Origin of the sequence: Myxococcus sp. MISCRS1, from assembly GCF_026626605.1 — a bacterium.
GTDB lineage: Bacteria > Myxococcota > Myxococcia > Myxococcales > Myxococcaceae > Myxococcus > Myxococcus fulvus.
Map to the genome: position 1 here is coordinate 6,070,566 of NZ_JAPNKB010000001.1, position 13,441 is coordinate 6,084,006.

Below are 13,441 nucleotides of genomic sequence, written 5' to 3' on the forward strand. Positions count from 1 at the left end.
CGGCTACCAGGGCAGGTACTGCTGAATCATCTCCCGCCAGACGGGCCAGTCGTGGTTGCCGCCCTGCCAGATGGCGAGCTGGTGGCCGATGTCCTTCTTCCACAACAGGCTGGAGAGGTGCTCGTTGGAGGGGCGGCAGAAGTCGTGCTCGCCCACCGCCAGCACCATCTCCACGCGCTGGAGCGCGGCGAGCTGGCTGTTGTCGTGGACGTTGGGCAGCCACTGCGTGGCGGAGTGGAAGTAGACGTCGTTGTCCTGGTGGCCGTCGAGGAACTCGTCCGTCTCGAACTTGCCGCCCATGGAGATGAGCCGGCGGAAGACGTGCGGGTGGCGCAGGCCCACGTTGTACGTGTGGAAGCCGCCGAAGCTGCACCCGGCCAGGGTGAGGCGCCCGCCGGTGCTGCGGCTCATCAGCAGCGGCACCACCTCGTTGAGCAGGTATTGCTCCCACTCCTGGTGCCGGGCGATGCGGTCATGCGGGTGCACGGACGTGTTGAACCAGGACTCTTCGTCCACGGAGTCCGGGCACACGATGACGTAGCGGCCGGACTGGACGCGGTCGGCGATGGCGCCGATGAGGCCGAAGTCCTCGGCCTGGAAGAAGCGGCCGCGACTGGTGGGCAGCAGCAGCACGGGTTCTCCCGAGTGGCCGTAGAGCAGGAGCTCCATGTCCCGATGCAGGCGCGCGCTATGCCAGCGGTGGTATTCGCGGTTCATGGGGCGCGAGCTTAACCGCGCCGCGTCAAGGACGGGCAACGTCAGGTGCGTGTGGTCCTGACGGACCTCGCTTTCGCCGCGGCGGGTGTCGGGTGCTGGAAGGATGCCCCCGGGGAGTTCAGTCCGGCCAGTTCCCCTCGAGGGCATGGGGGCCTTCGGTGAAGGCGTGCACCAGGTGGGTGCCACCGACGAAGGCGCCGGCCCAGGAGCCGCCCTTGCCGCCGAAGGGCTCCTCGCGGTCTCCGCGCGAGCGCAGCCTGTTGATGCCGACCTTGAAGGCCTGCAGCTGGGAGGCGAGGCGCTCGGCGAGCTGGGGGTCATCGGTGGCCACGGAGGCGACGAGCGCGCCTTGGGAGACATTGGCTTCGCGGATGAGCTCCTCCTCGGAGTCCACGGACATGAGGACGTCGACGGGGCCGAAGGGCTCGCGCAGGTAGAGCTCGCTGTCGCGAGGCACGCCGAAGAGCAGGGTGGGGGCGATGTAGCTCCCGCGCGACTGGCCCGGGGTGAAGGCGTCGTCGGCGAGCGTGCCCTCGTGTAGCACCGCGGCGCCGCGCTCGCGGGCGTCGTCGATGAGCGCGCGCAGCTCCGCCACCTTGCTGGCGGAGATGAGCGGGCCGAAGTCCACGTCGCCGCCGAGCAGTGGGTGGCCCACGCGCAGCGAGGACGCGGCGTCCACGTAGGCGCGCACGAACCGGGGGACGAGGGACTTCTCGACGACCCAGCGGGTGTAGGCGGTGCAGCGCTGCTTGCCGAAGTCGAAGCCCGCGCGAATCTGGCGGGAGAGGCCGTCCCAGTCGGTGAACCGGGTGATGGCGTAGGCGTTCACGCCCTCCATCTCCAGGGCGTAGCGCTTGTTCGTGTCGCGCAGGCGGCGGTGGACCTCGGCGCCGTTGGCGCGGCCGCCGATGAAGGCGACCCCGGCGATGAGCGGGTGGCCCACGAGGGCCTCGGAGAGGTCCTTGCCGCGACCGCCCGCGAGCGACACGGGCAGGCCCGCGCGGCGCATCAGCGCGAAGGCGAGGGTGAGCGAGACGCCGCCCCCTTGCGTGGGAATCTTCGCGATGACCGAGTTCCCCGCGAGCGTCTGCACGAGCACGTTGAGCAGCAGGACGGAGAAGGGATAGTTCCAGGAGGCGATGTTCGACACGAGGCCGAGCGGCGCGCGGGACTCGAGCATCGGACCGATGTTCTCCAGGTACCACTCGAGGCCGGTGAGGCAGCGGTCCACGTCGTTGCTGGCCGTGGGCAGCGTCTTGCCGATGTCCCAGGCGAGGACGCGGACGAGCAGGTCCCGGTGGTCCTCGAGCGAGTCCAGCGCGTCGAGCACGGCGTGCATGCGCGCGTTGAGCGAGCGGGCGGACCAGGGGAGGAACTCGCCGGCGGCCTTCTCCACGGCCTGGACGGCCTGGGCTTGAGAGAGCAGCGGCAGTGACGCGAGCACCTTGCCGTCGATGGGCGAGCGCGCGTCGAACCACGCGGGCGGGTGGACCCAGGAGCCCGCGATGGGGGAGAGCAGACGGCCTTGGGCGTCGAAGGCCTCGGGGACGACTCGGCGGGCTTCGGCCAGCAGGCGGGAGCTTTCGAGGTGAAGCAGGGGCTCGCCAACGAGTTCAATCTGCGACATGGGTCCACCTCCTCGCGCGTCGGGATTCGCTGCGAAGAATCGAGGCCGCGTTCATGACGGGTCGCGGCATGGGCGAATATCGTCACGCGCGCGCAGGATGTCTGGGCAAGCGGGCGAGGCCCTGGGTGGACGGCTCCGCCGGGTGGGCGGGTGACGTCAGGGATTGCGACGCCAGAGCTCCGCGTCGCGGGTGAAGTGCTCGCGGACCCATTGCTCGCTGGTGTCGGAGAGCTGCCACTCGCCACGGCCGAGGAGGAGCAGGACGTCGCAGCGTGGGAGCAGCTGGAGCGCGGTGCGTTGCGAGTGCGCGTCCTGGAAGGCGGCCTCCGCGTTGGGGAAGCGCGTGGGCGCGGAGAGCGCGTCGTTCAGCATGAGGCCGTACGGGTCGACGAACGCGGGATTGCCGTGGGGCAGGCCGGGGAGTCTGTCGGCGGCGATGGCCCACGCGGGCTCGAAGGCGCAGAGCACTGCATCCGTGGGGACGGTGGACCTGAGCGTGTCACCGAGCGGGAGGAGGAAGCGGTCCTTCTGTTTCGCGGCGTGGAGGACGCCGGGGAGGGGGGTGAGGACGAGGAGGGCGGTGACGGCGAGGGCGATTCGCTGGGCGCGCGCGCCGTGGAGTTGGCGCGCGATGAAGTCCGCGCCGAGGCCCGTGAGGACGGCGGTGGTGGGGGCGAGGTGCGCGTTGTACTGGGACCAGTAGCTCTTGGAGGCGAGGAAGGTGGCGACGGTGAGGAGCCACGCGGCGCTGAAGAGGCGCTCGGTGACGGCGTCCTGCTGACGCGTGCGCGCGAGGGCCGCGGTGACGCCGATGACGGTGACGAGGGTGAGGCCCAGGCGTCCGTCGACGAGGATGGAGAGCAGGCGGCTGGTGAGGCTCGAGTCTCCGTCGGGAGGGCGGAGGAGCTGGAAGCGCAGCAGGCCCTGGAGCATCGCGTCCGGGGCGAGGAGGAAGAAGGGGCCGAGCCACAACAGGCCCATGCCCGCGGCGACGAGGATGACGCGGGCGACGCGCGAGCCTTCGCGTGACATGCCGCGAGCCCAGGCGACGGCGAGGACCCAGGCACCCGCGGTCAGCTTGATGGCGCAGGCGGTGGCGAGCAGGGCTCCGGCGAGGACGTCTCGGCGGGGTGTCTGTCTTTGCGTGGCGGTGGGGCGGAGCCAGATCCACGCGAGGGTGAGACAGGTGAGGTTGAGGAGGGGCTCGAGGAAGGGGCCACGCTCGGTGGACACGGCCTCGGGGTAGACGGCGTAGGCGAGCGCGGCGACCAGGCCCGCGCGAGTGCCCCAGCGCTGCTGGGCGATGCGGCCACTGAGCAGGGTGCTGAGTGCGCCCGCGAGCGGCATGAGCCAGCGGACGACGGAGAAGGCGAGGGCGGGGCCGAGGCCGTGTGAGAGCGCGGCCACGGGGGAGAGCAGCACGGTGATGCCGGGCGGGTGGACGAAGAAGTAGTCGCGATAGGGCAGCAGGCCCTGGGAGAGGAGCGCGGCGGCGCTGAAGTAGACACCCTCGTCATAGTCGACGGGGTGGCCGAGCGCGCCGCCCCGGTGGAAGAAGCCCGCGATGCGCAGGAGCCACGCGCCGGCCGCGACGAGCAGCAGGGGCCACCAGGGCTGACGATGCGCGGGCTCGCGGTGCACTGGACGGCGCGTACCAGATGCCCCTGGGTGTGTCGAGGTGAACCCCGGCTCCCGGGCGCGGTTGACTCAGGGGACGTCTGGGGCGGTGACTGTCTTTATCGCGGGACGGTCCATACCCCCGGGGAGGTAGGGACGACCTTTCATGAAGCTGTCATAGCTCCCTGCGTGCGATGGAAACGCGCGTGGGTTTGTGTCATGGCTATGGACAGTGACAAGGGATTGGACCTGCGATGGCAGGTGGTGGGGGGATGATGTCTGGTGATGTGTCTTCGCGCGGGGTGACGGCGGAGCCGCTGGCTCACGTCACGGCGGAGGGTCGTCCACATCTGCTCCGCGAGCACTTGATGGAGGTGGGGCGCCTGGCCGCGCTGTTCGCGGCGCGCGAGGACATGCGCGTGTTCTGTGAGCTGGCGGGACGCTGGCATGACCTGGGCAAGTACCGGCCTCATTTCCAGTCGCGCATCCGCAAGGAGAACGGCTTCGAGGCCCACCTGGAGGTGGGGAGCTCCTCGGACAAGGACCATGCGACGGCGGGCGCGCTGTGGGCCTTGCGCATGGAGCGGCGGCTGGGGCCCCTGGCGATGGCCATCGCGGGACACCACGGTGGACTGCGTGACGCGGAGAAGTTCCGGAGTCGCGTAGGAGACCCCGAGAAGCTGAAGCTCCTGGAGGAAGCGCTGACGGCGGGCGTTCCGGAAGACCTGCGCGCGCTGACGCCAGGGCTGGACTTCAGCTGGCTCGAGAAGCTCTCCAAGCACCGGCTCGAGTTCTGGACGCGGATGCTGTTCTCGTCCCTGTGCGACGCGGACTTCCTGGACACGGAGGCCTTCTACGACACGTCCCGGGTCGAAGCGCGGCGCGTCGGCGCGACGTTGGAGCAGCTCGCGCGAGCGCTGCGGGCCTTCATGGACCAGAAGCAGAGCGGTGCGCCGGACACGCCGGTGAACCGGGTCCGACGCGAGGTGCTCTCGGCGGTGCTCGCGCGCGCACCGGGTCCGCCGGGAGTCTTCAGCCTCACCGTGCCCACGGGCGGCGGCAAGACGCTGACCTCCATGGCGTTCGCGCTGGAGCATGCTCGGGCACGAGGGCTTCGGCGGGTCATCGTCGCCATCCCCTACACGTCCATCATCGAGCAGAGCTCGGGGGTGTATCGGGAGGCCTTTGGCGAGCTGGGGAGCGCTGTCATCGAGCACCACTCGTCCGTGGACCCCAAGCGGGAGACGGCGCTCAACCGCGTTGCCAGCGAGAACTGGGACGCGCCGGTCATCGTCACCACCACGGTGCAGTTGTTGGAGAGCCTGTTCGCCTGTCGGACCTCGGCGTGCCGCAAGCTGCACAACATCGCCGGGAGCGTCATCGTATTGGACGAGGCGCAGACGCTGCCTCCCGCGCTGCTGACCACCATCCTGGATGGGTTGAAGACGCTGGTGGAGGACTACGGCTGCTCGGTGGTCATCTGCACCGCGACCCAGCCCGCGCTGGGCATGCGTCCTGGGTTTCCCGAGGGCTTTCCCTCGGTCCAGGAGCTGGTGCCGCCGGAGCTGAACGCCTTCGAGCGTCTGCGCCGCGTGACGGTGCGCTGGCCCGAGAGCCGCGAGCCCATGTCCTATGAAGCGCTGGCCGAGGCCGTGGCCGGCGAGCGCGATGTGCTCGCGGTGGTCCACCGTCGGGATGACGCACGCGAGCTGTGCGCGCTGGTGGACGCGCGTGTCGGTGAGGGGACGACGCTGCACCTGTCCGCGCTGATGTGCCCGGAGCACCGCTCCAGGGTGCTGGCGGACATCCAGAAGCGGAAGCGGCGCGGGGAGCCGGTGCGGCTGGTGGCGACGCAGTTGGTCGAGGCCGGCGTGGACCTGGACTTCGCCGTCGTCTACCGGAGCCTGGCGGGGCTGGACTCGCTGGCTCAGGCGGCGGGGCGCTGCAATCGCGAGGGTCGGCTGGAGACGCTCGGCGAGCTCCGTGTGTACGAGGCGAAGACGCAGCCGCCCCCCGGCGTGCCGCAGGCGGCGCTGGCGGTGACCCGGACGCTGCTGGCGCAGGACCCCGCGCTGGACCTGTTCTCACCCGACAGCTTCCGTCGGTACTTCGAGCGGCTCTACGCGAACGCGGCTCGGGATGGGAAGGGCATCCAGGAGGCTCGGGCGGCGCTCAAGTACGAAGAGGTCTCCACGAAGTTCCGGCTCGTGGAGGACGACTGGAGCGCGCCCGTGGTGGTGCCCTTCGAGGGCTGTGAGGCGGTGCTCGACGAGGTGCGGCGACTGGGGCCCTCGCGTGAGCGGCTGCGGGCCTTGCAGCGCTTCACGGTGACGGTGCCGCGCAAGCTCCGCGAGGTCTGGGTGGAGCGGGAGCTGGCGGGCGTCGCGGCGGAGACGGTGGTGTTCCTCGGGCCCGAGCATCGGTCCGCCTACGACGAGACCTTCGGGCTGCTGCGCGACCGGGTGGGCGTGCTCGACCCGGCCTTCCTCATTCCCGGCTGACGAACTTCAGGAGGTGTGTGGATGAAGACGAGCAAGCGGTTTCGCGTGCGGGCCCGAGGGCCCGTGGCCTGCTTCACCCGACCGGAGATGAAGGCCGAGCGGGTGAGCTACGAGGTGATGACGCCCTCGGCGGCGCGGGGCGTATTGGAGGCCATCCTCTGGAAGCCGGCCATCCGCTGGCAGGTCCACGAGATCGCCGTCCTCGCGCCCGTACGGTGGACGAGCTTCCGCCGCAACGAGGTGAACAGCCGCGCGGTGGTGGGGAAGTTCGACTACGCGGCGGACGAGGATCGCGCGCAGCGCAACACGGTGGCGCTGCGAGATGTGGACTACGCCATCACCGCGTCGTTCTCGCTCGTGGCGGGCAAGGCGGGCCCCGAGGACAACGTCCGCAAGTTCGAGGAGATGTTCGAGCGGCGGCTGGAGAAGGGGCAGTTCTTCCACGCGCCGTACCTGGGCTGCCGCGAGTTCGCCGCGCGCGTGGAGCCGATGGTGGAGGACGTCCGGCCCGTGGACCTGGAGGTCGAGCGCAGGCCTCTGGGGCTCGTGTTCTACGACTTCGAGTTCGGTGAAGCGACGCGCCCGCTGTTCTTCGAGGCGTCCCTGGACCGGGGCGTGCTCCACGTGCCGGGCCGGGACGAAGTGCTCAAGCAGAACGGAGGCCAGCCATGATGCTCACGGCGCTCAACGACTTCGCGCGCGAGCGCGGGTTGGTGGACGACCCGCTCTACGAGACGAAGCCCGTGGACTTCCTCATCCGCCTGAGCGCGAAGGGGAAGCTGCTGGGACTGGAGCCCACGCAGGACGAGAAGGGACGGGGCAAGCCCCTGTCGATTCCGAGACTGCCAACGCGCGCCGTGAACATCGCCGCGGGCTTCCTGGCGGACAACACCAAGTACGTCCTGGGCCATGACCCCGAGGCCCGGGAGGGCAAGGCCGACAAGGGTGCGCCACGGCTGGCTGCCTTCGTGAAGCTGGTGAAGGAGGCGGCGGCGGACACGAAGGTGCCCGAGCTGCGCGCCGTGGAGAAGTTCCTCGAAGACGACGCGGCGCGCGCGAAGGTCGTCGAGGAGCGCGCGGCGGACGAGTGGACGGGCTCGGAGTTGTTCGCCTTCGTCGTGGGCGATTCGATCGACCCCGTGCATCAGCTCCCCGAGGTCCGTGCATGGTGGGAGAAGCGGAGCGCGCACGCCGCCGCCCAGGGCAAGGTCGGTCTGTGTCTGGTGACCGGGACCGTGGGCGTGGTGGCGCGGACCCATCCGAAGTTGAAGAACATCCCGGAGGCCCAGGGCGCGGGGGCGGCCCTGGTGTCGTTCAACGCGGACGCCTTCGAGTCGCATGGGATGGAGCAGGGAGACAACGCACCCGTCTCGCAGCAGGCCGCGCTCGGGTACGTGCTCGCGCTCAACGACCTGCTCCGCAAGTCGGAGACCCGCCGGTTCCGACAAGGCATCCAGCTGGGGGATGGCTCGGTGTTGGTGTTCTGGACCAACAGCACCGCCGAGCAGGAGAGCCAGCTGCTGGCCCTGCTCGACCCCACGGAGGAAGACCTGCGGCGCTTGCTGGAGGCGCCACTCATCGGCCTGGAGCCTGGAGCGCTGGATACGAGGCGCTTCTATGCCGTCACCCTCGCTGGCAACTCCGGCCGTGTCGCCGTGCGCGACTGGTTCCAGACCAGCGTCGGTGAGGTGAAGGAGAGCCTTCGCCGGTACTTCGCGGATCTGCGGCTGGGCGCGGTGGCACAGGACAAGCCCACGCCCATCTGGCGCCTGCTCAAGGCCGTCGAGGCCCCGTCTGGACGCGGGCTGAGTCCCGACGTCGCGACGCGGATGCTGGGCGCGGCGTTGAGGGGACATCCCTTCCCGCGACAGCTGCTCTCAGCGGCGTTGGACCGTCTGCGGCTTCCCCCCTCGGACGACAAGCTCGAGCGCGAGCAGCTCCGCCTCCGCGTCGCGCTCATCAAGGCCACCCTCATCCGGCTTCCCCGCAGTGGACCCACTTCCCTGGAGGTCTCCGTGTCATTGGACAAGAGCAACACGTCCCAGTCGTATGTCCTCGGTCGGCTCTTCGCCGTGCTGGAGCGCCTGCAGGGCGCGGCGCTGGGCGACATCAACGCCAGCATTCGTGATCGATATTTCGGTGCGGCCTCGCGCAACCCCGTCACCGTCTTCCCCCGGTTGCTCCAGCTCTCCGTGCACCACGCCTCGAAGGCGGAGGCTGGCGGCTGGTTGGAGAAGAAGAAGGGCGAGGTGATGGCGCTGCTGCCCTCGGAGAATCCCTTCCCGCCCGTGCTCTCGCTCGAGAACCAGGGGCTCTTCGCGGTGGGCTACTACCACCAGCGCGAGGATTTCTTCACGAAGCGCCCGCAGGCCGAAAGCAAGGCCGCGAAGGACGCTCCCTCCAAGTCTGACGACTGACCACCGCTTCCACGATTCCCATACGAGAGAGAGAACGCCATGTCCGAGCTCAAGAACCGCCACGACTTCGTCCTGCTGTTCGACGTCCAGGATGGCAACCCCAATGGAGACCCCGACGCGGGGAACCTGCCGCGCATCGACCCGGAGACGGGAGACGGCCTGGTCACGGATGTCAGCCTCAAGCGCAAGGTGCGCAACTTCATCCTGCTCACTCAGGAGAAGAAGCCCGGGTTCGACATCTTCGTGAAGGAGAAGGCCGTCCTGAACTCCACCATCGCCCAGGCCTACAAGGACCTGGGCGTCGACCTGAACGAGAAGCCCAAGAGCGACAAGGATGGCAAGAAGCGCAACACCAAGGGCGAGGCCCAGGGCTCCGAGGTGGACCAGGGCCGTGCGTGGATGTGCAAGACGTTCTTCGACGTGCGGACGTTCGGCGCCGTCATGTCCACGGGCGCCAACGCGGGACAGGTCCGCGGGCCGGTGCAGCTCACGTTCGCCCGCTCCGTGACGCCCATCGTCTCGCTGGAGCACTCCATCACCCGCATGGCCGTGGCCACCGAGGCGGAGGCGGAGAAGCAGGGCGGCGACAACCGCACCATGGGGCGGAAGAACACGGTGCCGTATGGGCTCTACCGCGCGCATGGCTTCGTCTCGCCGCACCTGGCGAAGCAGACGGGCTTCAGCTCGGGCGACCTGGACCTGCTGTTCAAGGCCTTCCTGAACATGTTCGAGCTGGACCGCAGCGCGGCGCGCGGCCTGATGTCCATGCGCAAGGTCATCGTGTTCAAGCACGGCTCGGAGCTGGGCAATGCGCCCGCGCACGCGCTGTTCGACCGGGTGCAGGTGACGCCCGTGAACGGGGAGAAGCCCGCGCGCTCGTTCAAGGACTACACGGTGAAGGTGGACACCGCGAAGCTGCCGCAGGGCATCGAGGTGATGGAACTGGCGGGATGACCTCCGCTCGCGAGACGTGGGTGGCGCTGTCCGCCTTGCAGCACCTGTTGTTCTGTGAGCGGCAGGCGGCGCTCATCCACGTGGAGCAGCTCTGGCGGGAGGATGTGCGCACCGCGACGGGGCGGCTGCTCCATGAGCGGGTGGACCAGCCCGGGCATGATGCTCGGCCCGGGCGGCGCGTGGAGCGCGCGGTGCGGCTGGGGTGTGAGCGGCTGCGATTGGTGGGGCGCGCGGACCTGGTGGAGTACCACCCGGATGCCTCGAGCCCCACCGGGTGGCGGCCGTATCCCGTGGAGGTGAAGCGGGCGAAGCGCAAGTCACTCGAGGCGGACTGTGTGCAGCTCTGTGCCCAGGCGCTGTGCCTGGAGGAGATGCACGGTGTCCCTGTTCCCGAGGGCGCGCTGTTCCATGGCGCGCAGCATCGGCGGCAGGTGATTGTGCTGGATGCGCGGCTGCGGGCCCGGACGGAGGAGGCGGTGGCTCGGATGCATGAGCTGCTGGCGCGGGGGAGCGTGCCCGTGGTGGCGAGGGCTCCGAAGTGTGAGTCGTGCTCGCTGGAGCCGCTGTGCCTGCCGCACGTCACGGCGGGACAGCGGCGTGCCTCCGAGCATCTGCGGCGGATGGTGGAACTGGTGGACCCAAAGGAGGTGTCGTGACCACCGCGCTCAATACGCTGTTCATCACCGTGGAGGGCACCCGCCTGAACAAGGAAGGGGAGCGGGTGGTGGTGACGGTCCAGGACGTGAAGAAGGCGGAGGTGCCGCTGCGACACCTGCGCTCGGTGGTGTGCCTGACTCGGGCCTGGATGACGCCGGAGCTGTTGGAGAGCTGTGTCGAGGCGGGCATCCACGTGTCCTTCTTCGGGATGACGGGGCGCTTCCTGGCGCGCGTCGAGGGGCTTCCGGGGGGAAATGTGCTGCTGCGCCGCGAGCAGTATCGCGCGGCGGATGATGGGGGGAGGACGTTGGCCATCGCTCGGGCGATGGTGGTGGGGAAGGTGAGCAACGCGCGGCAGTTTCTCCTGCATGCGAAGCGGGACGCGGCGGCGGAGCAGGCGCAGCCGTTGGAGGAGGCGGCGCGGAAGCTCGCCGAGCACTTGCGTGCGGTGGGGCGAGCGGAGGAACTGGCGCAGGTGCGCGGGCTGGAGGGCATCGCGGCCCGGGACTACTTCGAGGTGTTCCCGAGCCTGCTCAAGGGTGGGGCGCGACGGTTCGGGTTCGATGGGCGCAACCGGCGGCCTCCGAGGGACCCGCTGAATGCGCTGCTGTCGTTTGGTTATGCGCTGCTGGCGCAGGACTGCGCGGGGGCGCTGGCGGGAGTGGGGTTGGACCCGGCGGTGGGGTTTCTTCATGAGGACCGGCCGGGGCGGCTGTCGCTGGCGTTGGACTTGATGGAGGAGCTGCGTGCGCCCGTGGTGGACCGGCTGGTGTTCTCGCTGGTGAACCGGGGGCAGCTCAAGCCGGAGGACTTCAAGGAGGAGGCCGCGGGTGCGGTGATGCTGCGGGACGAGGCGCGCAAGGCGTTCCTCGTGGCGTACCAGGCGGCGAAGCAGGTGGAAGTGCAGCATGTCTTCCTGGGGCAGCAGACGAGCTGGGGGCTGGTGCCGCACCTGCAGGCGTTGTTGCTGGCGAGGACCCTCCGAGGCGAGCTGGACGGATATCCTCCGTTCGCGGTGCGCTGATGCGGAAGGTCACCGTGCTCGTCTGTTACGACGTTCAGGTGAGTGACCCGACGGGACCCAAGCGGCTCCGGCGGATGGCTCGGATGTGCAAGGACCATGGGGTCCGGGTGCAGTACTCGGTGTTCGAGTGCGTGCTGGAGCCGAAGGACTGGGTCGTGCTGCGCGCACGGCTGCTCTCGGAGATGGATGCGGAGAGCGACAGTCTGCGGTTCTACTTCTTGAGCGAGGATGTCGCTCGGAAGACGGAGCACCATGGCACGCGGATTCCATTGGATGTCGAGGGGCCGCTCATCCTGTGAGCGGCTTGCCTGTCCTGACTGGGGCGCGCGAACCTGTCTCGGTGCGTGCTTCGTCGGAGGTTCGCGCTCTTTGAAATCTCCAATAGTCGTAGGGCGTTATGTCGTGTGGACCGGGAATGTGGACTGGGTGGACTGTTCTGTGGACCCAGGTTCGCGCGGACCGGCCGGATTCCCGAGTGATTGTGGTAGCTTGGACGGGCAGGGTCGCTCCTCGTGACCGCGAGGAGCGTGGGTTGAAACCCGTCATCGCGCGCCTGGGCGCGCTGCTGATTATGAGTCGCTCCTCGTGACCGCGAGGAGCGTGGGTTGAAACACGCTCGACGTCTGCGCCACGCCTGAGAACGCCGTCGCTCCTCGTGACCGCGAGGAGCGTGGGTTGAAACGTCTTGCCGGCGCCCTTCGCCGCGGCGGACATGGTCGCTCCTCGTGACCGCGAGGAGCGTGGGTTGAAACAGGCAAGGGCAGGCCGAGGGCGCGAATGGCATGGTGTCGCTCCTCGTGACCGCGAGGAGCGTGGGTTGAAACTACTTCGGGACGACGGACGGGCGCGTCCTCATCAGTCGCTCCTCGTGACCGCGAGGAGCGTGGGTTGAAACTCGAAGACCGTCACGGCAATGACGCCAGGCACCGTCGCTCCTCGTGACCGCGAGGAGCGTGGGTTGAAACTCGTAGGCGCGCTCACAGGCATGCACGTCAAGGTCGCTCCTCGTGACCGCGAGGAGCGTGGGTTGAAACCAGATGCCCGTGTCCAACGTCAGCAGGAGCACCGTCGCTCCTCGTGACCGCGAGGAGCGTGGGTTGAAACTCGACGCGGGTGTCGCAGTCGAACTCCTTGGACGGTCGCTCCTCGTGACCGCGAGGAGCGTGGGTTGAAACTCCGCCGTCCAGAACTTGCGCGGCGCCTGCCCCGGTCGCTCCTCGTGACCGCGAGGAGCGTGGGTTGAAACCACACCGAGTGGACCTTGCTCCGAGGTGGCAGGTCGCTCCTCGTGACCGCGAGGAGCGTGGGTTGAAACTTCATCCCGGCGGCGAACTGCTCGTTCTCGACGCCGTCGCTCCTCGTGACCGCGAGGAGCGTGGGTTGAAACTCCTCAATGACGAAGCGTCGCCCTAGAGCGTGCAGGTCGCTCCTCGTGACCGCGAGGAGCGTGGGTTGAAACTGGAGAATGGCGCCTTGCTGCGCGCGGTTGGCCTGTCGCTCCTCGTGACCGCGAGGAGCGTGGGTTGAAACACCGCCTTCCTCAACTCGCGCAACGTGGCGAAGGTCGCTCCTCGTGACCGCGAGGAGCGTGGGTTGAAACCCCGTGGACACCGTCGTCATTCACGGCGGTGCAGGTCGCTCCTCGTGACCGCGAGGAGCGTGGGTTGAAACCGCTCTACGCTTGTCGTCCCACAGCATGGACTCGGTCGCTCCTCGTGACCGCGAGGAGCGTGGGTTGAAACTCACTGAGACGCCATGGCCCTCGGACTCCCTCCGTCGCTCCTCGTGACCGCGAGGAGCGTGGGTTGAAACTACGCGAACTGCGCCGTGCGCTCGCTGAATGACCCGAGTCGCTCCTCGTGACCGCGAGGAGCGTGGGTTGAAACCTCAAGGCCCCGCCGTCGGGTGACCCGGGGCCCAGTCGCTC

The 13,441-nt window shown here is 68.9% G+C and carries 10 protein-coding genes and 1 CRISPR repeat array (1 of these 11 running past the window's edge); of the genes, 7 read left to right on the plus strand and 3 right to left on the minus strand.

Translation table 11 applies throughout. The annotated features are described in order from the left end of the window. Window positions 1-3 precede the first annotated feature (3 nt). From OWM54_RS24145 to OWM54_RS24155, 3 genes are all read right to left on the minus strand, one after another. Window positions 4-717, minus strand: a complete 714-nt coding sequence (locus tag OWM54_RS24145) for an esterase family protein (RefSeq protein WP_267699014.1) — start codon at window positions 715-717, stop codon at window positions 4-6. Between the two features lie 118 nt (window positions 718-835). After that, window positions 836-2,344 carry an aldehyde dehydrogenase family protein gene (locus tag OWM54_RS24150; RefSeq protein ID WP_267699015.1) on the minus strand — a complete coding sequence of 503 codons (1,509 nt, stop codon included), beginning with the start codon at window positions 2,342-2,344 and terminating at the stop codon, window positions 836-838. A gap of 156 nt (window positions 2,345-2,500) precedes the next feature. Continuing rightward, entirely contained in the window at window positions 2,501-3,985 is a 1,485-nt protein-coding gene (locus OWM54_RS24155) for an ArnT family glycosyltransferase (RefSeq protein WP_267699016.1), read from the minus strand. 248 nt (window positions 3,986-4,233) lie between these two features. On the opposite strand from OWM54_RS24155, the gene cas3 reads away from it, so the two are divergent. From cas3 to cas2, 7 genes are read left to right on the plus strand one after another with little or no spacing between them, the layout of a single operon-like run. Then, window positions 4,234-6,462: a CRISPR-associated helicase Cas3' gene (cas3, locus tag OWM54_RS24160; RefSeq protein WP_267699017.1), complete on the plus strand. Its 2,229-nt coding sequence runs from the start codon at window positions 4,234-4,236 to the stop codon at window positions 6,460-6,462. Between the two features lie 21 nt (window positions 6,463-6,483). Further along, the gene (gene cas5c, locus OWM54_RS24165; protein WP_223751148.1) at window positions 6,484-7,134 is read left to right on the plus strand and encodes a type I-C CRISPR-associated protein Cas5c; all 651 of its coding nucleotides are present in this window, start codon (window positions 6,484-6,486) and stop codon (window positions 7,132-7,134) included. Then, window positions 7,131-8,879 (plus strand): type I-C CRISPR-associated protein Cas8c/Csd1, encoded by a 1,749-nt coding sequence (cas8c, locus tag OWM54_RS24170; protein WP_267699018.1) that lies wholly within the window; start codon window positions 7,131-7,133, stop codon window positions 8,877-8,879. Before cas5c ends, cas8c begins: the two co-directional genes overlap by 4 nt. A 39-nt stretch (window positions 8,880-8,918) precedes the next feature. After that, window positions 8,919-9,833, plus strand: coding sequence for a type I-C CRISPR-associated protein Cas7/Csd2 (gene cas7c, locus OWM54_RS24175; RefSeq protein ID WP_223751146.1), 915 nt, complete (start codon window positions 8,919-8,921; stop codon window positions 9,831-9,833). After that, entirely contained in the window at window positions 9,830-10,489 is a 660-nt protein-coding gene (gene cas4 / locus OWM54_RS24180) for a CRISPR-associated protein Cas4 (RefSeq protein WP_267699019.1), read from the plus strand. The genes cas7c and cas4 overlap by 4 nt, the downstream gene beginning before the upstream one ends. Further along, window positions 10,486-11,514: a type I-C CRISPR-associated endonuclease Cas1c gene (gene cas1c, locus OWM54_RS24185; protein ID WP_267699020.1), complete on the plus strand. Its 1,029-nt coding sequence runs from the start codon at window positions 10,486-10,488 to the stop codon at window positions 11,512-11,514. Before cas4 ends, cas1c begins: the two co-directional genes overlap by 4 nt. Next, the gene (gene cas2 / locus OWM54_RS24190; RefSeq protein ID WP_223783915.1) at window positions 11,514-11,813 is read left to right on the plus strand and encodes a CRISPR-associated endonuclease Cas2; all 300 of its coding nucleotides are present in this window, start codon (window positions 11,514-11,516) and stop codon (window positions 11,811-11,813) included. The genes cas1c and cas2 overlap by 1 nt, the downstream gene beginning before the upstream one ends. A gap of 203 nt (window positions 11,814-12,016) precedes the next feature. Next, a CRISPR array of direct repeats spans window positions 12,017-13,441; the repeat unit is 37 nt; unit sequence GTCGCTCCTCGTGACCGCGAGGAGCGTGGGTTGAAAC (it continues 4,347 nt past the right edge of the window).